22 protein-coding genes are annotated in these 23,256 nt (G+C 36.3%); all 22 read right to left on the bottom strand.

Features of this window, described 5'->3' with window-relative positions:
• Position 1: 1 nt before the first annotated feature.
• The 22 genes from neuC to metK all read right to left on the bottom strand — a co-directional run bounded on the left by neuC (position 2) and on the right by metK (position 23,146).
• On the bottom strand, positions 2-1,171 hold the full coding sequence (gene neuC, locus PATL70BA_RS12430; RefSeq protein WP_125137665.1) for a UDP-N-acetylglucosamine 2-epimerase: 1,170 nt from the start codon (positions 1,169-1,171) through the stop codon (positions 2-4).
• Entirely contained in the window at positions 1,168-2,163 is a 996-nt protein-coding gene (gene neuB, locus PATL70BA_RS12425) for an N-acetylneuraminate synthase (RefSeq protein WP_125137664.1), read from the bottom strand. The genes neuC and neuB overlap by 4 nt, the downstream gene beginning before the upstream one ends.
• A 2-nt stretch (positions 2,164-2,165) precedes the next feature.
• Positions 2,166-2,795 carry an acetyltransferase gene (locus PATL70BA_RS12420; protein WP_125138485.1) on the bottom strand — a complete coding sequence of 210 codons (630 nt, stop codon included), beginning with the start codon at positions 2,793-2,795 and terminating at the stop codon, positions 2,166-2,168.
• Positions 2,788-3,834: a sugar phosphate nucleotidyltransferase gene (locus tag PATL70BA_RS12415; protein WP_125137663.1), complete on the bottom strand. Its 1,047-nt coding sequence runs from the start codon at positions 3,832-3,834 to the stop codon at positions 2,788-2,790. Before PATL70BA_RS12415 ends, PATL70BA_RS12420 begins: the two co-directional genes overlap by 8 nt.
• 30 nt (positions 3,835-3,864) lie before the next feature.
• Positions 3,865-5,028, bottom strand: a complete 1,164-nt coding sequence (locus PATL70BA_RS12410) for a LegC family aminotransferase (protein ID WP_125137662.1) — start codon at positions 5,026-5,028, stop codon at positions 3,865-3,867.
• Positions 5,029-5,044: 16 nt separating this feature from the next.
• Positions 5,045-5,698 (bottom strand): LbetaH domain-containing protein, encoded by a 654-nt coding sequence (locus PATL70BA_RS12405; RefSeq protein WP_243115919.1) that lies wholly within the window; start codon positions 5,696-5,698, stop codon positions 5,045-5,047.
• A gap of 13 nt (positions 5,699-5,711) precedes the next feature.
• The gene (locus PATL70BA_RS12400) at positions 5,712-6,692 is read right to left on the bottom strand and encodes an NAD-dependent 4,6-dehydratase LegB (protein ID WP_125137660.1); all 981 of its coding nucleotides are present in this window, start codon (positions 6,690-6,692) and stop codon (positions 5,712-5,714) included.
• Between the two features lie 33 nt (positions 6,693-6,725).
• Positions 6,726-8,600, bottom strand: a complete 1,875-nt coding sequence (locus PATL70BA_RS12395) for a motility associated factor glycosyltransferase family protein (protein ID WP_125137659.1) — start codon at positions 8,598-8,600, stop codon at positions 6,726-6,728.
• A 4-nt stretch (positions 8,601-8,604) separates the two neighbouring features.
• Positions 8,605-9,198, bottom strand: coding sequence for a hypothetical protein (locus PATL70BA_RS12390; RefSeq protein WP_125137658.1), 594 nt, complete (start codon positions 9,196-9,198; stop codon positions 8,605-8,607).
• 1 nt (position 9,199) lies between these two features.
• Positions 9,200-10,555: a motility associated factor glycosyltransferase family protein gene (locus PATL70BA_RS12385; protein ID WP_125137657.1), complete on the bottom strand. Its 1,356-nt coding sequence runs from the start codon at positions 10,553-10,555 to the stop codon at positions 9,200-9,202.
• Between the two features lie 147 nt (positions 10,556-10,702).
• Positions 10,703-11,515 carry a flagellin N-terminal helical domain-containing protein gene (locus PATL70BA_RS12380; protein WP_125137656.1) on the bottom strand — a complete coding sequence of 271 codons (813 nt, stop codon included), beginning with the start codon at positions 11,513-11,515 and terminating at the stop codon, positions 10,703-10,705.
• Between the two features lie 229 nt (positions 11,516-11,744).
• The gene (csrA, locus tag PATL70BA_RS12375; protein ID WP_125137655.1) at positions 11,745-11,969 is read right to left on the bottom strand and encodes a carbon storage regulator CsrA; all 225 of its coding nucleotides are present in this window, start codon (positions 11,967-11,969) and stop codon (positions 11,745-11,747) included.
• Between the two features lie 2 nt (positions 11,970-11,971).
• Positions 11,972-12,430 (bottom strand): flagellar assembly protein FliW, encoded by a 459-nt coding sequence (fliW, locus tag PATL70BA_RS12370; RefSeq protein WP_125137654.1) that lies wholly within the window; start codon positions 12,428-12,430, stop codon positions 11,972-11,974.
• Positions 12,431-12,515: 85 nt separating this feature from the next.
• Positions 12,516-13,802 (bottom strand): flagellar hook-associated protein FlgL, encoded by a 1,287-nt coding sequence (gene flgL / locus PATL70BA_RS12365; RefSeq protein WP_125137653.1) that lies wholly within the window; start codon positions 13,800-13,802, stop codon positions 12,516-12,518.
• A gap of 15 nt (positions 13,803-13,817) precedes the next feature.
• A complete protein-coding gene (gene flgK / locus PATL70BA_RS12360; protein WP_172596240.1) occupies positions 13,818-15,533 on the bottom strand; it encodes a flagellar hook-associated protein FlgK in 1,716 nt (571 codons plus the stop codon).
• A gap of 58 nt (positions 15,534-15,591) precedes the next feature.
• Positions 15,592-17,217 carry a flagellar hook-associated protein FlgK gene (flgK, locus tag PATL70BA_RS12355; RefSeq protein WP_125137651.1) on the bottom strand — a complete coding sequence of 542 codons (1,626 nt, stop codon included), beginning with the start codon at positions 17,215-17,217 and terminating at the stop codon, positions 15,592-15,594.
• A gap of 39 nt (positions 17,218-17,256) precedes the next feature.
• On the bottom strand, positions 17,257-17,769 hold the full coding sequence (locus PATL70BA_RS12350; RefSeq protein ID WP_125137650.1) for a flagellar protein FlgN: 513 nt from the start codon (positions 17,767-17,769) through the stop codon (positions 17,257-17,259).
• Between the two features lie 142 nt (positions 17,770-17,911).
• Positions 17,912-18,178, bottom strand: coding sequence for a flagellar biosynthesis anti-sigma factor FlgM (flgM, locus tag PATL70BA_RS12345; RefSeq protein WP_125137649.1), 267 nt, complete (start codon positions 18,176-18,178; stop codon positions 17,912-17,914).
• A gap of 135 nt (positions 18,179-18,313) precedes the next feature.
• Entirely contained in the window at positions 18,314-18,730 is a 417-nt protein-coding gene (locus PATL70BA_RS12340) for a flagellar protein (RefSeq protein WP_125137648.1), read from the bottom strand.
• Between the two features lie 49 nt (positions 18,731-18,779).
• Entirely contained in the window at positions 18,780-19,511 is a 732-nt protein-coding gene (locus PATL70BA_RS12335; RefSeq protein WP_125137647.1) for a ComF family protein, read from the bottom strand.
• Positions 19,508-21,724, bottom strand: coding sequence for an SF1B family DNA helicase RecD2 (gene recD2 / locus PATL70BA_RS12330; protein WP_125137646.1), 2,217 nt, complete (start codon positions 21,722-21,724; stop codon positions 19,508-19,510). Before recD2 ends, PATL70BA_RS12335 begins: the two co-directional genes overlap by 4 nt.
• Before the next feature lie 240 nt (positions 21,725-21,964).
• Positions 21,965-23,146 carry a methionine adenosyltransferase gene (gene metK / locus PATL70BA_RS12325; RefSeq protein ID WP_125137645.1) on the bottom strand — a complete coding sequence of 394 codons (1,182 nt, stop codon included), beginning with the start codon at positions 23,144-23,146 and terminating at the stop codon, positions 21,965-21,967.
• Between the last annotated feature and the right edge of the window lie 110 nt (positions 23,147-23,256).

Here is a 23,256-nt window from a genome sequence, read left to right as displayed (position 1 = left end):
GCTATATTCCCTCACAATCATAAAAATTTTTTTCAAGGTTTAAGGTTTCTTGAAATAAAAAACGCCCTATTATTTCAACGATTCTATCCGATGTCTCTCCATTGCCATAGGGATTTATCGTGGTTTTTGCTATACTAATAAAAGCTTCACTTGTTGCTTTATCCATGGCCATAGATATATCTTCACATCGTGGTTCACAATTTATTACACTTGTTGCTTGAATTCTTCCTTTTTGTCTTTGTCCAATGTTAATGGTTGGAATACCAAAACTTGGCACTTCTAAAAGCCCACTCGAAGAATTTCCAATAACCATAGAAGCATATTTTAAGGCACTTAAATATCTTCTTGTTCCAAGAGACGCAACAGCTATACAATTTCTTGAATTCATAGCAAAATCATCAATCATTTGATTGATAATTCTACCCTCGGCATCTGCATTCGCTTTTGTAATAATATACTTCATGTCCTTGTGCTTCTCAAGGGCTGAAAGTACTTCTGTAAAATACTCTTTTGCTTTATGGTCTTGAAGTGTTTCAGGGTGAAAAGTGACAACCGCAAATGGTTGGTCTAATAAAAAATCCAGTGAATTTTCTAATTCTCTTTTTGTCATAGTCAGCACATGCTTTGCATTTTCCACACCCATACCTCCAACGCAAAATACGCGTTCAGGTGCTTCACCAAGTTGAATAACTCGCTTTCGATATGCTTCTGTACTTGTAAAGTGAAGATAACTTAACTTTGTTATCGCATGTCGTATAGAGTCATCAATCGCTCCTTCTGTTAGCTCACCACCATAAAGGTGCGCTATCAGAATTCTTTGATTCATTGCAGCAATAGCAATAGCTAGCGTCTCATATCGATCACCAAGTATAATAAGCATATCCGGCTTTATATGATTAAAGTATTTTCCAAATTTTATTAAAGCATTACCCATTGTATTCGTAACAGATAATGCAGAATCTCCATCATCAAGTATCTCAATTTCTTGATCCACTATAATGCCATCTTCGTATAACTCATTTTTGGTTGAACCGAATTCTGTTGATAAGTGCGTACCTGTAACAACTACACGTATATCGAATGCCTCTACTAATTTAAGCTTTAATATTATTGGCTTTAGGAGCCCATAGTCAGCTCTTGTGGTCGTAAGTATACTTATTACTTTCTTCATAACTCAATCAACTCATCTTCTTGATAATCTTTTGAAGCAAATTGTCCAATAACAGTCTGCCATTGCATTGGTGAAATACCATTTCCCGGTCTTTTAACCGCTAAGTTTCTTTCAGAAAACATTTCACCTTTATTAATTTGTCTACTTGCTACTATGCTTTTTCTAGCAATCATTATATTTTTAGCCTCAGATTCAGCAGGCTTTTTTACACCATTACCCAAACAATCTTCGATATGTCTGATTGATGAAACCATTGCTTTGAATTCTTGAGGTTCAATACTTGCTTTATGGTCTGGACCCTTCAAGGATCTGTCGATGGTAAAGTGCTTCTCAATAATTGTTGCACCAAGAGCTACCGCAGCAATAGGAACTTCAATGCCTATTGTATGATCCGAATAACCTATGGGTAACTTATAAGTTTCACCAATTGTTACCATTGCTTTCAGATTCACATCTTTGAAAGGAGCCGGATATTCTGTCGTGCAATGTAATACAGTTATGTCTGTTGCGCCATGTGTTTTTAAAACATTTAAAGCATTAGAAATGTCTTCCATTGAACACATTCCGGTAGACAGAATTATAGGTTTATGTAACTGAGCAATTTTTATCAAATAGGGTAGATTTGTAATGTCACCAGAAGGGATTTTCCATTTGCTCATTCCTAATTCATTCAAAAAATCGATACTACTATGATCAAAAGCTGTCGAAAGAAACTCAATTTCTTTTTTCTCACAATATCTTTTTAATTCTATAAAATCGTCAAAAGATAGTTCTAAATTGCTAAGCATATCATATTGACTCTCCTTAGAATCTGTCTCCTTTTTTTGATATTCTGCTTTTTGTGCAAACCTAGAAACTAGATTTTTGGTCACAAATGTCTGAAATTTAATGCAGTTAGCGCCTGCTTTTTTAGCTTCATCAACCATTTTTTTAGCAAGATTAAGATTACCGTTATGATTAACACCAGCTTCAGCAATAATGTAAGTTTCCATGACTAATAAACCTCCTTACAGGGATTACCATATGCCAACTTTTCATCCTCAATATCTTTAAGTACAACACTACCCATACCTATGACTGTATCCGATCCAATTTTTAATTGCTGCTTAATAATGCTCCCGGCACCGATTAGCGTTCGCTTACCGACGGATACTTCACCACATAGAATTGCACCAGGTGCTATATGTGCGAATGCACCAACATACCCATCATGTTCTACAAGTGCTTTTGTATTGATAATTACACCATCATTAATGACTGCGCATGCATTTACAACACATTCTTTGCCAAAATATATACCCTTCCCAACTTCAATGTAGGTACTGATTGTTGAAGTCCTATCCACAATATTTGGAATTAAGTATCCTATCCTAATAAGTTTATTAAATAGCCTCATCCTAAGCATTGGTTCACCAATAGCTACAAAGGCGTTTTTATAACCTCTTTCATATAATGTTTGTAGATCTGCATCATGACCCACTACAGGTATACCCATCACATAAGAGCCTATTTTTTCTTTGCTATCAACAATCCCTATTTCAGAATAGTGATTAAGTTGGATTAAACTATCTAAAACTGATTTACCATGGCCACCACCACCAACTAAAAGAATTTTCTCACACATCAAACTCCAACCTTCTTTTCATTTCTTCCATTTCATCTAATTGACCCATATCAAGCCATGAATTCTCACTGATTGGGTAAACACCTATTTTCTCACCTAATTCCTTGTATCGTTGAATAATGTCAGGAAATCCAATAAATTGATGATCATCTAACTCCTCAATGATGGATGCATCAACAATATACATTCCGGTATTTGTAAAGAATGACAACTCCGGTTTTTCTTTCATTGATTCAATCATACCATTTTCACCTATTTCAACAACCCCATAGGGGATTTTAAACTTCTTTAAAGAACATACCATTGTAATCTTATTTTTTTCTTTTATATGATACTTATATATTTTGCTATAATCTTCAAGAATAATAATATCACAATTAGATAATATAAACGTTGATTCAATTTTTCCTTTTAATAGGGATAGACCACCCCCTGTTCCTAGTGGTTCTTCTTCTTCGATATAAGTAAGGTCATATTTCTTTATGATTTCATTAAAATATGCCTTGATCATATTTTTTTTGTGATTAATGACCAGATAAAAATCATGACATCCATTCATATAGAACCTGTTTAAAATATGTTCCGCAATCGGAATTTCACCTATTGGTATCAATGGTTTTGGCAATATTTTTGTATAAGGGTATAATCTAGTACCTAGGCCTCCTGCCATCACTACTACAGGCACATCGAGATATTTCTTCAGTTCGGTTGCATCATCATTCCATCTGACAACAGATAGTATATTCATTTGATGATCACAAATTGGAATGGCTTCTATGGAGTGTTTTTTCATATATTCAATTGCTTTTTCTTTTTTCTCTTCATATAAAAATTTTGGATTGAAGTTTGCGACTTCTTTTATCTTTGCATACAAATCGCCCTTCCTTAAGATCCATCTTCTAATATCCCCATCGGTAATTGCTGCAATCAGTTTTAGCCCATCACACAAAAAAAGTACTTTTTTCGCTACTTTATCAAGTGCTTCCATAGCATCGATTACTGTACATTCTTCATTAACAAAGTAATCTTTTATATCCATTCTTACACCCTCCCAACCAATTTATATTTATTAGACTTGGCTTTTAAGACAATCCGATACATAATTCACTTCTTCGCTCTTTAGATTTGAGCTACAGGGTATGTTAATGAGTGTCTTTGCATACCGTTTTGCAACCTCAATCTTATAATACTGATTATTTTGATAAGGTAATTGTTCATGTATTAGTCCCCAAAGGGGTCTTGATTGTATACTTTTTAAAGCCAAAAACTCAATTAGTCGATCTCTATGAAGGGGGTATTTACTGTCTATTATCAGTCCGTAAAACCAATAATTACTACGTATTTCTTTGTTAAACTCAAATAATGACAACCCATCAATCATTTTTATTTTTTCTTTATATAATTCATAATTGCTGCGTTTAATATCAATAAATTTTTCTATTTGCTCAAGTTGTGCCAAACCTAGTGCCGCTTGTATATTTGTCATTCGATAATTATAACCAATTTCATCATGAGTATAATAGAGGTCATCGCTTTTAGCTTGTGTTGTTAAGTGCCTTATTCTTTTAAGAATAATTTCATCATTGGATACAACCATACCACCACCACCTGTGGTAATTATTTTATTGCCATTAAACGAGTATACACCTATGGTACCCATGGTGCCAGCATGTCTCCCCTTATAATCTCCAGATATATAATAGCTCCCCAATGCTTCTGTCGCATCTTCAATGACTTTTAGATTATACTTCTTTGCTAGGTTTATAATCTCAACCATATTAGCCATATTGCCAAAGACATGAACAACCACAATGGCTTTAATTGTTCGTTTCGTTAAATTGTTAATTAATTTACCCTCAAAAAAATGACATTCATTATCACAAAAATCAGTTAACTTTCTAATATCTAAAGTAAGAGAATCATCACAATCCATAAAAATTGGTTCAGCACCGCAATATTTAATTGGGTTAACCGCGGCTATGAATGTTAATGTAGGAACAATAACTTCATCACCACTTAGAACCTCACAGACCTTTAGCGCTATATGAAGACCTGAAGTCCCATTTTGACAAGCTACGGCACCTTTAGAGTTGACATATTTAGCTATTTTTTCTTCAAACTCTATAATATATTTCCCAATTGAAGATACCCATTCCGTTTCAATGGCATGGGTCACATACTTTAATTCATTGCCTTTCAAATTAGGAACTGATAATGGAATAATATTATCCATATTGAGTAACCTCCTGTTAGAACCAAAAATTACTTATTTTTTCCTGCATATAACTTAAACTTTTTTCTTTAACAATTAGATTAGGCGATTGTCCAAAAACCAGAGCGTTACTCGGAATAATCTCATCTTTGATGGTTGATCCTGTAGAAACAATAACATTATCACCTATAATGGATTTCCCTATAATTGTAGCGTTTGAAAACAAGATTACATTCTTACCTAATGTAGGATAATGCCCTTTATTTCCGCCTACTGTGCATCCTTGATAGAAGAAGAAGCCATCCTTATATTTTGCTCTTCCTAGAATACTCGCTAAAGGATGTTCGACACCAAATATTTCAGGCAACTCTATTTCAAAGTACCAATCAACAGAGTGTAATGTCTTATTTAAACAGTACGTTGTTGTTGCAAGAACATGACTGCCGCCATTCCTATATATAGTATTTCCTAAATAATATAGAAATATTGAGTACTGTCCAGAATGTAGCTGTGATAGTATAGGCATACCCTTTTCATCATGATAATACTTATTTCTAGTCGCTTTGAAGCATTTTAGTGTACGTGTTAGCGCTTCGCCAAAAAAATCGGATATATCCTCCTTACAATCAAAAAAATGTAGTAATTGCTTTTGAATATAGCGTTTAAACAAAACTTGATTTTCTTCGTTCACTATTGCAACCCTCCTACAAGTTATAGATATCTGTTTTATACCGGTCAAGGTTCTGTCTAAACCAGCTAACCGTTTCAGCCATCCCATCTTCAAAACTATAATTCATTTTCCATTCGGTCAGCTCTTTAAGCTTTTTATTGGAACCGAATAATCTATTAACTTCACTTAACTCCGGTCTATAGCGTTGTTCATCACTTATGATTCTTGCACTTGAATTAATCTGTTTAATCAATTCATTAGCAAGATTTTCTATAGATATCTCATTTTCTGTAGCTATGTTGATTTCTTCACCAATCGTTTTAGTTGATTTAGCTATCTCGATAAAGCCATTCACAGTATCCTTAACATAGTTAAAATCTCTTGTTGGTGAAAGAGCACCTAGTTTTATTTCTTCTTTTCCCGATAATAATTGAGTGATAATTGTTGGTATAACCGCTCTAGCAGATTGTCTCGGTCCATAGGTGTTAAAAGGACGAACAATGGTAATAGGTACCTGAAAGCTTTTATAGAAGGCTTCTGCCATTCGATCTGCTCCGATTTTTGTTGCCGAATATGGTGATTGACCTTGATAAGGATGTGATTCATCCATTGGAACATACTGAGCAGTACCATAAACTTCTGAAGTTGAGGTAATCAGTATTCTTGAAGTTTGTAGATCTTTTGCTGCCTGGAGTACATTAAGTGTGCCTTTGATATTTGTATCTACATAGGTATCTGGTGAATGATAGCTAAAAGGTATCGCAATAAGTGCTGCAAGATGAAAAACCTCATCCATACTTTTTAATGACGCCCTTACACCGTTTGGATCTCTGATATCACCACTGAACACTTCTACTTCATTCATTATCTCCTTCGGCAATGTATCAAGCCATCCCCAACTATTGAATGAATTATAATAAGAAAAGGCTCTTACTTTATATCCATTATTTACCAATGCTTCTGTTAGGTGACTGCCAATAAATCCATCTGCTCCGGTCACTAAAGCTGTCTTCATACTATACCTCCCTCGAAAATTAGTATTCATATTTTATTCTTTACTTTTATGCTTTTTCAATATTGTTTCTTTTACCTCTTCATAAATTAGATGAATCGTCTTTATATCCGCTTTACATATTTCTATGAACTTGGAAAACCTGTTTACTATCATCGACCCTTTTTCAAAAGGATCTTTTTCTAAATTCAATATGATAATCTGATCTACTAATAATTTATATTGAACCCTATTCATCGGTAAGATAAAGATACGAAAAAAATCATTCTGCTCAAGTTTCATTAAAGATTTATCTAATTTAGTATATTTTTTTTCTATATCTGATAAGGATTTGTATTTTATTTTTTTCCTTATATTTTCTATTATGTCATCATATTCAACGATTAATGCTTCAGCATCCTCATAAGCAATATCCATCATTTCAAATTGAGAAATCGTATATGAAATATCATAATCCGTAGGACTACTTTTAAATGCATCTTTTTCTACTGTATTTGAGTGCAAGTAAATATTCGTGGTTTCCTCTAACTCTTTAAATATCGTTCCTTTTATATTGGCTCCGAATTTTGTTGTATTCATAACCGTTCTATCAGCGTATCCTTCAATGAATACTTCCAAATCTTCTCGCATTTTATTGAAGCTCATATCTGTCATAACATCATTACCATAGACATCTTTAACCAATATGCCTTCTTCTAGTTCTTTGTTCGATATTTTTTTGCTATAACTTATACCTTTTGAGTGTCTTTCATTATTCCTGAAAGCCAGATTCTGTCCTACAAGAATGATTGGATCAAATCCCAGTTTATATACCAATTGTAGTGTAACTGCTGCGATTGTTGTGGCATCACTTACAGGTTGGTTTATACTATTATTATTTAGTTTAAGGAAATGCTCGGATACGCTATCTTGACTGGTCATCATATGGTACTTTTGACCTGGATAGTCTTCAATAGTTTTATACCCTGAAGTCGTTCCAAAAATCAAAGGTATATCAAGTATATTGTTCTTTTTTATCACGTCAAATACCAACTGATTACTTTTATGTGGATCGGTAGGATCATATGTGCAAGCAGCATCCGGATGTATCCCATGGTGAATCAGTGTATTAATTGCAGAACCTACAGAAAAAATGTAAGCCATGCCAAATTCTTTTATTTTTTTTATATGTTCAATTTCATCATTTAAAGAAGGACCAGCTGATATGACAAGAACCGGCTTATTGCTAAAATAGTCTTTTTTTTGGTTGATTATATTGGGTGTATCAATAATCATATCCAAATTTTTCAAACAATTAACAATCCATAGTTTTTGATATGATATGTTTGTAAAGGTATTATGTTGAATCTTACTAAGAAATAGTGTGAATTGTTTAGAGAATTGCGTATATTCATCATCATAGATTTTTTTATGCGTAGGCAGTTCAATAAGCAATGTTTTTTCTTTTGGTCCACTAAAATACCCATTAAATAAATTATTCAATGCAGATTCATCCGCTCCAACCGCTATACCCTTTATCTTACTCAGCTGACGTGCACTAAAAGTATATCTTGATAAAAACAAATACATAAGTCCGTTAATTGGCTCATATATGTATATATCATTTTCCGGGAATTTATTTATAATGGCCTCAATGTGATAACCGAGCCCTACACCATATAAGAATAAAACTGTTTGTTTATCTATTCCAATGAGGTTTTCAACAATCGATTCTGCTTCCCGCTTTGGATTATATTTACTATGTAAGTATTGTTTAATACCATTCTTTATTGTATACAGGGTTAAGCTTCCATCCTTAGCGTTTTCAAGATGACAACGGCTATCTTCACCGTATTCGATAGCTTTTTCAACCCCATACCCTATCTCTAAATTATGCTTTTTTATAATTTCTATATTCTCATTAAGTGCCATAGTTTCACCTCTGATTCATTAATTCTTTACATACTTTCAATAGCGCATTAAATATAGGTACTATCTCATAAGAGACTACATCAGCTATTGTTACTCTGTCATCATGCTCCATTGCAACTGATAGGATAGCGACTTGTTCCTTTAGCGTATCTACGTTTTCATTATAATCTTGCCATAGTTTTTCAGGTAGAGCAACTTGCTCATATGCATTGACTAATTCTGTACTTTCTAAGATCCAACCCATTCCTTCAAACAAATCAGCCAGTTGCTTCCAGTCTTGAACCTTAGGCGTTTTGTAAAAATTATCAGCAAGCTGCTCCATTTCTTTAATGCCTCTATTTAAATAATCATGTGTCGATGCGATTATATCCCATATGTTTTCTTCATAGGTTTTTGTAATGATTTCAACACATTCAAGTGAATTTAAGTGTTCATTAAAATAATCTTCAAAATTATCATTTATAGGAACTGAATCAATCACTAAATGGCTAAATATTTTATCATCCTCAGCAATAGTTTTATTTATGATTTCAAATATATGACTTATGCTCATATCCTTTTGGTCGATTATTGTACGATTTTCTAATAGAATTTTCATATTAAATCTCCTTTTTCTCTTGATAACAGTATTCCTCTATCGCGTTTTTCAACTTCATGATTTTTGTTCCTTCAATCTTTGCGCCACCTTCAGTTGCATCAATAAAAACAATCTCTTTCTCTCTTCTAATCCTATCTTGTATCCACTTTAAGTAAATATTCAGATTAATTGAAGTTTGAACCTTTTCACCTTTAATATCTGTAACCCATCTTAGCTTTTTTGATTCTTTTATTTGCAAAGAACTAGTATGATTTGCATGTGTTTTATTATTCGTAAAAGCCAAATCTTGACCAACAAAGATAATAGGATTACAACCCATTTTTATTGCAACATCCAATGCTGTAGTTGCCACCGATCCACCTGTTTCGACTAATTGAAGGCCGTGAGTACTTGCGAACTTCTCTGCTAACTCATAATCTTTCTGTAAAGCTATATATTTGAAACCACTATAGTATTCAAACACCTTTCGATCACTTGTTGAGAGTGCTATTATGGGACAATTAACATTTACATTTTCTAATTGCATACCGTATAATAATGGTGAAGATTCACTTACGATAATATAGTCCATTTTAACTTTTGCTTCTACCAGTGGTTTCACCGCTCTACCTACGGCCAAGATAATACCCTTTTCACCAATTGCTCGTAATTCAGTAATATTTTTATCGAGTGATGGTCCAGCAGCTACAATAAATATCGGCTTATCTTTTGCTTTACCAAATAATACTTCAATACTTTCGTTATAAAGACTTATATTATTGTAATAATTATCCTCCATAGTGCGTTCGTGCAACTGTGACGAATTCACTTTGATTGAGAATTCCTCTAATAATAATTTAACACTTAAATACTTTTCTGGCAAAGCATTTAATAATGGAGGGTGAATAACGATTTTATAATTTCCATGAAACGTAAAGGATTCAATTAGAGTACTTAATTTTTTGATATCATCTATAGGATATAACTTAATATTCTCATTTAATAATAACTGTTCCAAATCCATATATTCCAAAGCTAACTTCAATAACTGCATATTCATTTCTGCTATATACACTGTAGTATTTGGGGATAGTAGCATTAATTCTAATATATGATAACCGAAACCCATCCCAATAAAAACATAATTACTAGCAGTAGAATCATATAAATCTTCTACAATCTTTCTTGCTTCTCTCTTTGGATTATACAAGCTATGAATGAGTATTCTTCCTTCTTCTTTATTCACTCGAACGGTCCAATCATTAGTTTTTGTTCTCATAACCTCATATAATTGCTTGTCTACTTTAATACCTTCAAGTTCTTCATATAGCCTTGGATATTTATTTTTTATCACACTTATGTTTTTATCATAATACATATTAATACCACCCTTAATCCCAATATTATAAAAATATACAAAAAGAGAGTCAAGAGCACATAGCTCTGACTCTCTTTAATTTTTATATACGAGAGATTCTTACTAGAGCAATCATACCAAATTGTTATAATTTGATATCATTATAAATTATCTAAGTAATTGTAGAACCCCTTGTGGTGCTTGATTTGCTTGTGCTAACATTGACTGAGCTGCTTGTTGAAGGATATTGTTTTTAGTAAATTCCATCATTTCTTTTGCCATATCAACGTCTCTGATACGTGATTCTGATGCTTGTAAGTTTTCACTTGCTGTATCTAGGTTTTTAATTGTATGTTCCAATCTGTTTTGAACAGCACCTAGACTTGATCTTTGAGTAGAAACTGAAGCAATTGCCGTATTAATGGTTGTAATTGCTGTATCTGCGCTTGCTTGGCCAGATATAGAAATACCACTAACGCCTAGACCACTTGCAGTCATACTACTGATTGAAAGTGAAATACTTTGAGTCGCATTTGCGCCGATATGGAACTTCACCGCTGTTACACCACCACTTAATAGAGTTTTTGTGTTAAATTCAGTATTATCAGCAATTCTATTTAATTCAGTAGTTAATTGTGTAACTTCAGCTTGTAGAGCCGTTCTATCAGCAGTAACATTTGTATCATTGGCTGATTGTACAGCAAGTTCTCTCATTCTTTGTAATATTGCTTGAGATTCATTTAGAGCACCTTCAGCTGTTTGAACCATAGAAATACCATCTTGTGCATTACGAGAAGCTTGGTTGAGACCTTTAATCTGACCTCTCATTTTTTCGGAAATTGCAAGACCAGCAGCGTCATCGCCGGCACGGTTGATTCTAAAACCGGATGATAATTTTTCCATTGATTTGGTTTGTGAGTTTTGAGTTACACCCATTTGTCTGTGTGTGTTCATTGCCATTAGATTGTTATTAATTCTCATAATTTATTCCTCCTTGAATTTCATGAGTTTCGGTTATTGTACTTAGATTTTACAATAACCAAGTTAGTGTCGAATATACCAGCTTCCATGCTGGCACTCGTTGGCCAACGAGCTTTGCTAGAAATATGAGCTGTGCTCATAACGAAGCGTAGCTTCTTTTCTTTGTTACAGGTAATATATCGTCCCCTTTTTCAAAGACCTTAATAGTAAATTAAAAAAAGTTTTATTTTTATTTCATAAAGTCTTTAAGCTTGCTGAGAGCGCTGTCGTTGTTAGCGGCTGCGGCTTTGTTTTCTTCTTGAATCTGTAGATAGACTTCTTTTCTATGAATCGGAATACTTTTGGGTGCCTCGATGCCAATCTTAATCTGATCTCTTGAAATATCAAGCACCGTAATAACAATGTCATCATTAATAATAATGGATTCTCCTAGCTTTCTTGATAAAGCCAACATGATTATTCACCAGCCTTCATAAGCTTCATTTGCTCATAGAGATTGTGCTTGATCTGATATTCCTCATTGGCTACAATGACTTGCATGCCTTTTTTGGTCAGGATATTTATAACAATTGGTGCTTTTAGATTGGTGGTCATGGATTCTAAGTTATCTGTAATTACTACTACCGAAAACAGATTCAAGTCTTCTTCCTTCAACGCACCGATTCTAGCAATCTGTTCATCTGCTACTTCCGGGCTATAATCCGGAAACCAAAACATGGGGTTAATCACAGGCAAGGATAATCCCTCGTCGTCTACGGATTGCATCCAACACAGACCGTTTTTTGAATCTTCATCTTCATAGAGCATAACAAATCGTTTACTGTCTTCAAAGCCAAAAATGCCCTGTTCAAATTCTACAATTCTTTCTTCATCGATTTCTACTTCTCCAAAATGCTTGGTATTAATCTTCATCATAGACACTCCCTTTATACGTTTTCTATATCATATCTTTTTTAACTTTTATTAGCAAATATTTCTTAAACCGCCTCTTTGTTTTTCTCTACCTTATAAAATCCAATAAAGTCGGTTGAATAATCTTAGCAGATGCAGATAGACTTGCATTATAGACCATCTCTTGAGCTGCCATCTTCATAATGACTTCTGAATAATCCACGTCTTCATTTTTTGATAATAAGTCCGTAAAGTTCAGATTGTCTTCACTAAGCCTATTGATGGTTAACTCCAAACGGTTGATCTTACCACCAATTTCTGCTCGGGTGTTAAGCAATTTACCAATATGGCCATCCATCTTCCCGATGAGCTTATTAAAGACATCCCCCAATAAGTCTTCTTGAAGGGCGGTTGTTAAGGTATCATCATCTCCGATACTTTTTGTTGCATTAATAAGTTCTTCAACATCTCGAACCAGATCAACGCCTATGACATCATAGCCCATGGTATTAATAGACATCTGTTGACTGTAACTAATCTGATAAAGCATCTTCTCATTACTGACAGTAAAGACACTGCCTGTGGTTAGATTCTGCCCATCAAAATAATGATCCGGCATAAGGTCCCCTTTTTCAAAGCCTGTTTTCTCATAAGTAAAATCTAAAGGGTCCGGAATACTGCTCACATCATCGGGATGAAAAATCAACTCTCCCGTATCTTGTATAAAATTAACTTCACCAAGAACAGGGGTCATAGCACCGGGATCAGCTGCATTCATTGTATTCACCGCTGTAAAGGGGGGTATAAGTGACGTCGCATCCGGATTGGATATTCCGGTATAACCAAGACGAATTCTATTAACGTCAATAATCTCACTGTTCACCACACGCTGCGTCTTTTCCACATCAGAAGCACTAAAACTTTGTGTGAGTTCATAAGTGTCACCGGATGTTTCTGTAAATACCAATGGCATATTGGTTTTATAGCCGGAAAATACATGACGACCGGCATAGGTTGTATTGCCTTCATTCACAAATTGCTCCATAAGTTGTTCAATCTCTGTTACCACGTTTTTCCTGTTTTCTACGTTAAGCACATCTGAAGTGGCTTGTACACTTAAGTCTCGCACTCTTTTTAGAATCTCTGTCACATTGGTAACGGATTGCTCTGTAACCCCTGCCCAAGATATGGCATCTTCTGCATTGGTTTGATATTGCTTAATCTCATTTACATTGTTACGAAACTTAAGGGCTCTTATGGCTACGATCGGATTGTCCGAAGGTTTTTGAATCTTCTTGCCTGTTGCCATCTGTGTTTCGTATAGACTTAAGGTTTCCCTATTTCTATTAATATTAAGGAGTACATTATTGGTCATCATTGAATTGGTTATACGCATTTTATCACCTCTTATCTAGACACCCATCTGATTGATGGTCACATTGTAGATTTCATCCATGACACTGATAATCTTTGCTGATACATTATAAGCTTGTTGAAACTTCAACATGTTCATGGTTTCTTCGTTTAGATCTACGCCGGATACTGATAATCTTTGGTTGGTCACCAGGAGCATCAAGTTTTCCTGGCCCTTCTTAAAACTTACCACCTGCTTAGCGTCGATGCCAAGGGTTCCAAGAAGAGATTGCATGTAGTTGTCCGGTTTTCCTTTTTCAAACATTTTTGTGTCATGTCTTTTTTCAATCAGTTTCAATATTAAATCGTTGGCACTTTCACCGTGGTCTAATGTTGCTGATGTCTCTACCAATGACAGGTCTTCTATAACCGCTTGGTTGACTGTAAAATTATATATGTTCATATTCTCATAGCTGGTTAGATCATTCACATTTAGTGGGGGTACGCCTGTATAACCTTTATAGGTAAAGAGCTGAGTACCTGTGCCACCATTACCGCTTTCATTGATGGTATTAAACTCTCTAGCGATGGTCCTTACAAAATGGTTCAACTCCTGAGTATAAAAAGGTATGCCCTTAAAAGACTGGTTGTCACCAATAAAGGTAGTCGTACCGTCCACACCTGCCGGTGCAGATGCATCTAAGTTAAAGGTCATCTGATCCAATATCGGATCATATGTTGCGCTACTATACGTAATCAATGTTCCGCCGATGTTCATCTCACCTGCTGCAGGAATGTCTGTTCGAGATGGACCATCGATGACAAGCGTATTGGTACCTTCCCCTGATAAGATAGCGCCCTTAAAATTCTCACCATTATTACCGTCTCTAAGATCAATGTAGCCTTTTAGTTCTCCTGATAGGTTATCATTATTCAGATAGAGTTCTTTTCCTGATTTCCAATAAATATCATACATATCTACCTGATCTTCAGGGTTATTTAAATACGTTCTGGGTTTTACTTCTAAATAATTGGCCGTTGTATCATATACAAGACTTTGACCGTTTATAGATACACGGAAGGTTTTCTTACCATTTGCATCGGTTATTTCTTTTGTATCCACGTTGACAATTTTTGACAAATCGTCAAGGATACGATTTCTTTCATCCCTTAAATCATTGGCTGACTTGCCGGATAACTCCAGGTTCCCGATTTGATGGTTCAGGGATGCCAATTGTTGAGAGAAAAAATTAATCTGATCCACATTGGTCTTAATGCCAAAATTGGTTTCTTTTTGTAAGGTGGTTAATTGCTTACTGACATCATTCATATAGGTTGCAAATGATTCTAATGATGTTACAAAGGCATTTCTGACTGTTGTGTCTCCCGGATTCTTGGATAAAGTCTGAAGACTTTCAAATATATTGTTAAAAAAGGTGCTATAACCTGTTTCCGAAGGCTCATTGAACAATATTTCCATCTGGCTAAGTATTTCATCTTTGACTTCATATTCTCCCAGTTCATTGGTCATGCTCCAGTATTTGTTATCTAGATAGCTATCTCTATGCTGAAGAACATTGGTAATCTCTGATCCAGTACCTATCATGCCTTTCATACCATTTGGCAGTGGTCTGGTGGCGGACTGTAAGCCATATTGACGGCTGTAGCCAACAGTTTCAGCGTTGGCAATATTATGATTGGTGATATCCAGTGCTGTTTTTGCTGTATATAGGCCTTGGGTTCCAACCCCAATACCAAAAAATGCTGATCCCATTGTCATACCTCCTTATACGATTCTCTGTTTACACTTACTAATTTTATTTGTTATAAGTTTATCTGCCGACGATGCCCAGTGACGTCACAACCTGCTCAATCATTCGGTCCACAGTTGTCACAACTCTTGATGCAGCATTATAAGCATGTTGATATTTCATCATATTGCCCAATTCTTCATCGGAGGAGACACCTGTTAAGGTGTTTCTTTGATTGTTAATCTGTGTTGCCATTAATTGCTGATTTTCTGTCTGATTCTTCGCGGTATAGCCCAAATTGCCCAAGTTTCCTACAAAACCTGTATAGTATTCTCTAAAACTCATAGCACCGGTTGTGCCTGGCTCTAAAGTACTAAAACTAGCATCCCACTTTTCAAGTAAACTTGAAGCCACTTGACTGTCACCGTCATAACCTAGGTTCTGACTTAGAGCAATTCTGTTATAATCCGTTAAGATATCCGGATTAATCATCAGATTGCCGGCTGAATATAGGGAGTATGCATTGGCTTGGTCTTCCTCGTTGTATTCACCGGTTACAGCATCATACCTTGGCATGAACTTCCTCGAAAAGATCTCATCACCTTGTGTACCATTAAGACCATAAGGCGCATTCGCTGTATCAAGTTCCGGTGGCGGTCCTGGTAGATTAGGTGCAACTGTATCATTAATCATGGTAACAATGCCATGAATCAAATTATCAAATTGGGATTGGGCAGACATGATGGCGGACTCTTTAATATCCTCATTGTAAACATTCACATCGCTTAGGTCTAAGTAATTGGCACTTCTGGTTCCACGTGCCAATATTAAGCCTTTTAACTTACCCACATCGTTATCATACTGTGGCCCTATAGGGTTGTCAAAGTTAAACACCGGCTCATTTAAGTGAGGCCAACTGGGACGAATCAACATACTAAATGGTTCAGCTTGCATGGTGCCCATAGGGACATAATCGCCTTTAATCACGAAGGGAACATTTTCCACACTGACTAAGAGTGCACCATCTTTATCTTCTCTATATTTTACACTTACCATGGTTGACAACTCATCTAAAAGCTTATTTCTAAGATCCCTAAAGTCATTGGCATTCCCACCGGCAAGTTCTGCTTTGGATATGGTGTCGTTTAACATATTTATTTCTTTTCCAATGGTGTTGATACGATTAATCTGGTCGGTAATTTCTGTATTTACATTCCTTTGATAGTCGTTTAACTGATTCATAATCAGATTAGCTTTTTCAACAAATATAACAGCATTCTGAACAAATGACCCTCGTGTCTCCAAACCATCCGGATGCTTCGATAACTCATTTATTGACGTCCATAAATCATCCAGAATCTTGGAAAAAGATTCACCTTCTGTTTCTCCAAGTATGGTTTCTATTTCGTCTATGGCTGTCGCTGTCGCCTCATAAAACCCTTGTCTTCCCGATTCTTCTCTATAAGATTGATCAAGAAATATATCTCTAACCTGTCGGATGGATTGTATATCCGTACCAAGCCCAACGCTCATGGTTGAAGTGCCGCTATTACCAATATGAATATAGTTGCTTTCTTTGATTAATACCTGTTGTCTGACATAGCCATCTGTATTCACATTGGTTAAGTTATGTGCGGTTGTATTTAGGGCTGACTCACTTGCCCTTAAAGCAGACAATGCTGTGGATAAACTGCCGATGGATGACATGCGCGTCACCTCCTTAATTTCTTGTTTTATTCTTTAGTTTTATTGTTTAGCATCAAAAAAGTTGGTGTTGTTGGCTTGCTGGTAGCCTTTGCCTTTTGGTTTATAACTTGCACTGGTAATGGGCTCTTTGCTACTTTGTATGGCGTTCATAGTGAATTCAACAAATTCAAGAGATTGTCCAATAAGTTGCTCGTTAATCTTGTTCATCTCTCTAAGTGGTTCAAGCACTTGTGTCAAATGTTGCGTGACTGATATTAATTTGCCTTGTTCTTCTTTTTGACCTTCCAGTAACTCAATGAGTCTTGCTATGGTCATTTCGCCTGGCGCCTTGTTGGTAACCAGACATATATCTTCAATAATGCTTATTCTTTTCTTCTCAAGACGCAAAAGTAGCCCAGCCAGTTCTTGCTCTTGTTTCGTCAGTTCCTGTAGGCCGGGCAAATCCCCATTAATAATAACATCCTTTTTATTATTCGCCACTTCGAGTAGAAGTCTATAACATCCTGTTTCTTCTTCTAGTATTCCAATTAGATCTTCTATTAAACTTGCCATCTAAATGATAGATCCCTTCTGTGTGAGTATACGGCTTTCCTATTTCTGTAGTAAAAAGTTTAACCCATGTATTCGTAATTTGGATATCAAAAATACGCCTTACTTACTCGTATGACTGTCATCTTCTTACGAATACTATGGATTAGAGTTGCTCAATGATCTTATCTGCAACTTGAGATGCCGTAATATTATAAGTACCTGCTTCCATTTGTTGCTTAATCTCATTCACTTTTGCTTGACGTATGTCCGGCGTCTTGCTAACCGCCCCTTTTGCTACGGATAATTCCTTTGCAAAATCCGACAAAGCTAAAGTATCTTTGCCTGCTGCAACAGATGATGAACCATAGGCTTTTTGTGCCTTATTGGGTTTGTACGCTTGATTCACACCTTGTATACCGTTGATTCTCATATCCTTCACCACCTTTGTTTTTATCTCACCTTATTTATCGGCATCTCTTCACGGTTCATTAAGTTTTTTTACTATAAAAAACCAAATATAGCAAAAAAAGCAACCTCCTATATAAACCTGAGGTTGCTTCTATTTTTATCGGTCTTTATTCATAAAGCGCATTTTCGTTTCCTTTTTCTGATTGGCAAAGGGATTCTCCTCCACCTTTTTAGGTCGATCGTATGCGTTGTTCAATTCATTGGTTACGGTTTTTTTACATGTATCGCAAAAACGTCCGGTCTTGATGGTCACACCACAAATTTCACAGTCAATACCGACACCAGAGTCTTTGGAAAAGGACAGTTTTTCTTCTCTGATCCACTGTTTAATCTGCTTGATGTCCACTTCATTGACTTCAGATACTTCTGCAATAGATGCATTTGGATTCCGTTTTACATAGGTTCTAACTGTTTTGAACTCTTCTTCCAGATTCTTAACACAAGCAGGACAAATCGGTCTACCTCCAATATAATTAAAAATCTTACCACACTTAACACAGTTTTTTACATTCATTCTAACACCTCCATGATTCTAGAATTATTTCAGGTGTATCAGGCCTATTCTACATCCCTCTCCCAATAGCTATGGATAAACAGTAGACCGCTTTGGCACCCTGAATCTTTAACGCTTTGGCACACGCATCCATGGTCGAGCCTGTAGTATAAATATCATCAATGAGTAAGATGGTTTTACCTTCTACTTGGACTTTGTTTGCAAAGAAAGCATCCTGCATGTTGTCCCATCTTCCCCTATCCGATAATGCTTTTTGAGGCTCTGTTGGTTTAGCACGCCATAAGACCTTTCGCCCTCCGACCTGCAAATCAAAACTTTTTGCAAAATACTTTGCCATAAGTTCGGTCTGGTTAAAGCCACGTTCCCTTAACCGATGCTTATGTAAAGGTACGGGTAATACCATATCCAGTTCCCATCTAATAGTATCATTATAATACCTAATCAGTTCTTTAGCAAATAATAAGCCATATTCTTTTCGCTTTTTGTATTTGTAATCATAAATACTTTGCTTCACCAAGCCTTCATAAACCCACAAACTGCGACCTTCTTCAAAAAAATGTGCTCTTTTACCACAGTCATAACATATTAAGTCAAAAGAATCGGCTAATGGTTTTCCGCAAATAATACAAATATCTTCTCTTAAATGAGGATGCACACTTTCACACTGTGGACATAAGGCTTTATCATTGCCATAATCTAAGGTTTCCTCACATAATAAGCAAAAATTCGGATACAACAAAGTCATCAGATGCTTCCATAGTATCGTTATGATATGCTTCATTTGACAGAAAACACCTCCAATAAACGTTGTTTTAATGCCGAGTTCCTAAGCATTTCCCTTTTATTGTGAATCATCTGCATGATGACCTGTTCATCTCCTACCAATACCACATATCGCTTGGCTCTTGTTATACCTGTGTACAATAGATTCCGGTTTAACAACAGCGCCGGTCCTTTGAACATCGGCATAATAACAATAGGATACTCACTGCCTTGAGACTTGTGAATCGTAACAGCATAAGCTAGATCTAACTCATCCAGACCTTTGAATTCATAGTAAACCATTCGGTCATCATCAAATAACACTTTAATCTTTTCAGTATAAAGATTGATTTCAACTATTTGTCCCATGTCACCGTTAAAGACACCTAAGCCTTCATCTACTGTAAAGCCATAGTCGCTCATGATGCGCCAACTGATGTTGTAGTTGTTCTTAATCTGCATCACCTTATCACCTTCTCTAAACAAACGGGTACCATATAATTTCTCCGTTTTATCTTTTGAAGGTGGGTTTAGATTTTTTTGAAGCTCTAGATTCAAGTTGTCCACGCCTAGCAACCCTTTACGTGTGGGTGTAAGAATCTGAATACCTTCAAAACTCTCAAGTCCTGCAAATTTGGGCAACCTTGACTTGATTAAGGTAATAATCTCTCCAATCACATGTCTTGGATCCTGTCGTCTGACAAAAAAGAAATCCTTGGTATTATTGGTTAAGTCAATCATTTCTCCCGAATTAATCTTGTGAGCGTTAACGACAATATGACTTTCACCCGCCTGTCTAAAAATCTGTTGAAGCTTGACAGTATGTATGTAACCGGAGTGAATAATATCTTTCAACACATTTCCTGGACCGACAGAAGGCAGTTGATCCTGATCACCAACAAAAATAACTCTGGTACCCGGTACAATGGCCTTAAGAAGGTGATAAGTCAGTACTGTATCCATCATGGAGGTTTCATCGATGATGATGACATCCGCTTCTATAGGGTAGTCTTCATTACGTTCGAATCTCTGGTGCCCTTCAGCACCACCACTAATTTCCAATAGGCGATGTATGGTTTTTGCCGTCTGTCCTGTTGTTTCAGACATACGTTTTGCAGCTCTTCCTGTCGGTGCTGCAAGAAGTACCTCTTGTCTTCTTTCATCAAAAAGTTTGATAATGGCGTTTAGGGTTGTGGTTTTTCCTGTACCCGGACCGCCGGTTATAACTAGAGTCCCGCAAGTTAAGGCTTGAGTGATGGCATTTTTTTGGTTTTCATCAAAGCAGATACCCATCTCTTTTTCGATATTTTCTATCTCTTTGTCCGTATAATCATGTTGTTCCAGACTGACATGGGTTAACTCAAACAACTTCGCAGCAATATACTTTTCCATATTGTCGAAGGAGGTTAAGAAAATGCATACTTTTCCTTCAATTTCCTCAATCATAATATGCCCATTCAGTTGTAAGTTCATAAAGGCATGGTCAAAATCGAGTACTTCGATAATCAATAGCTCCGTCGTCAGCTCAATAAGCCTTTCCCGCTCAAGATAGGTATGACCATCCAGTGCACTTCGCATCAAGACATGCTTAATAGCCGCCATCATTCTAAAATCCGAAGTTTTTTCTATGCCAATCTTCTCGGCAATGTCGTCAGCCATCCTAAAAGATATACCTTGTATGTCTTCAGCTAATACGTATGGATTTTTTTTGACAATATCATAGGTTCTTTCTTTATATTCACCATATATTTTTAGTGCATAGGTTAAGGACAAGCCATATTCTTGTAAAAATATAACAACCTGTCGCATACTTCTTTGTTCATAGAAGATGGTGGCGATGTTCTGTGCCATTTTTTCACTAATGCCTTTTATCTCAGCCAACTTTAAGGGTTCGCTTTCGATAGTAAAAAATGTATCTTCCTTGAAACGATCGACAATCTTAGTTGCTAAAGATGGGCCAATACCCTTAATTGCACCAGATCCTAAATATCTCTCAATGGCTGCTGCTTCATTTGGCATATTCGTCTCAATATGCGTCACCTGAAGTTGTTTGCCATAGATATTGTGAGAGGCGTACTCGCCTTCAGCAATAATATGTTCCCCGACTGTGATGCCATACATAAGTCCTACAACGGTCAACTCATCATCTTTGGTTGCAACTGTAAGCACAGTGTAACCATTGTCTTCATTGCGATATATGATATCTTCTACTGTGCCTTCAATTCTTTCCATACATCCACCTCTTTAATACTTTCACATCCATTCATTTTATCATATTTTGGGTTTGAAGGTCTATGAATAAAAACGTTTGGATAAAAAAAGACTGTCTCAGATATGAGTCAGCCTTTTATAGTGATTATAGTGAGTCCTATGAAAACCCTTCCACAGTATGTATGACTATGGCCTCCGATTGGTGCGTCCTGCACCAAAAGTCGGCGGACAGCTTCCAGGAACTTCATAGTCGATGTTGTTTTATTTATTAATAGCAGCTTTAAGCATAGCCACCTTGTCTGTCTTTTCCCAAGGTACATCAATATCTGTACGTCCAAAATGTCCGTAAGCAGCTGTTTGAGCGTATATCGGTCTTCTAAGTCCTAGGCTTTTAATAATTGCCGCCGGTCTTAGATCAAAATGTTCTTCAATGAGTGCAGTGATGGCTTCATCGGTGATGACACCGGTGCCATGCGTGTTCACATATATGGATACAGGATGGGCTACACCAATAGCATAGGCCAATTCTATCTCACATTTTTTGGCGATACCTGCTGCAACAATATTTTTTGCTACATAGCGGGCAGCATAAGCAGCTGATCGGTCTACTTTTGTTGGATCTTTTCCAGAAAAAGCACCGCCACCATGGCTGGCATAACCACCATAAGTGTCTACAATAATCTTACGACCTGTTAATCCCGAATCCCCTTGTGGACCACCAATAACGAAGCGGCCGGTAGGGTTGATAAAGAACTTGGTCTTATCGTCCAGTAATGCTTCCGGTACAACTGCATGTACCACTTCTCGAATCAAATCCTCTTTGATCTGAGCTTGTGTCACTTCCTCATCATGCTGTGTGGATATGACGATTGTGTCTACTCTAACCGGTTGATCATCAATATATTCTACTGTAACCTGAGATTTACCATCCGGTCTTAGGTATTTAAGAAGGCCTGATTTACGAACGTCTGCCAGTTTTTTTGTTAATTTATGTGCAAGGGATATCGGTAACGGCATCAGTTCTTCTGTCTCATCACATGCAAAACCGATCATCATACCTTGATCACCGGCACCTGTTCCTTCATCGTCTTCCTCACCTAATCTTACTTCTAACGCTTCATTAACGCCCATAGCAATATCGGATGACTGTTCATCTATACTAACCAAAACTGCACAAGTTTCTGCATCAAAGCCATAATGGGCACTTGTATACCCTATCTCTCGAACTTTATTACGTACTACCTTCGGTATATCTACGTAACAGTCCGTTGTAATCTCTCCCATAACTAAAACCATACCTGTGGTAACTGCTGTTTCGCAAGCCACTCTGGCATTAGGGTCTTGTGCTAATATTGCATCCAGTACTGCGTCAGATATTTGATCACAGACTTTGTCCGGATGGCCTTCTGTAACCGACTCAGATGTAAATAATCTTCTTGCCATTGTATTTCCTCCTAATTCTTTCTAGCTCTAATGATTGGTTATCAAACCAAGTATTGACCTTAACCATGAATGGTTAAAGGGTCAAAACTAAGTTTCACTAAATTCACCTA

It is taken from the genome of Petrocella atlantisensis (assembly GCF_900538275.1).
Classification (GTDB): Bacteria; Bacillota; Clostridia; order Lachnospirales; family Vallitaleaceae; genus Petrocella; species Petrocella atlantisensis.
This window is presented reverse-complemented; position numbering and strand designations above follow the sequence as displayed.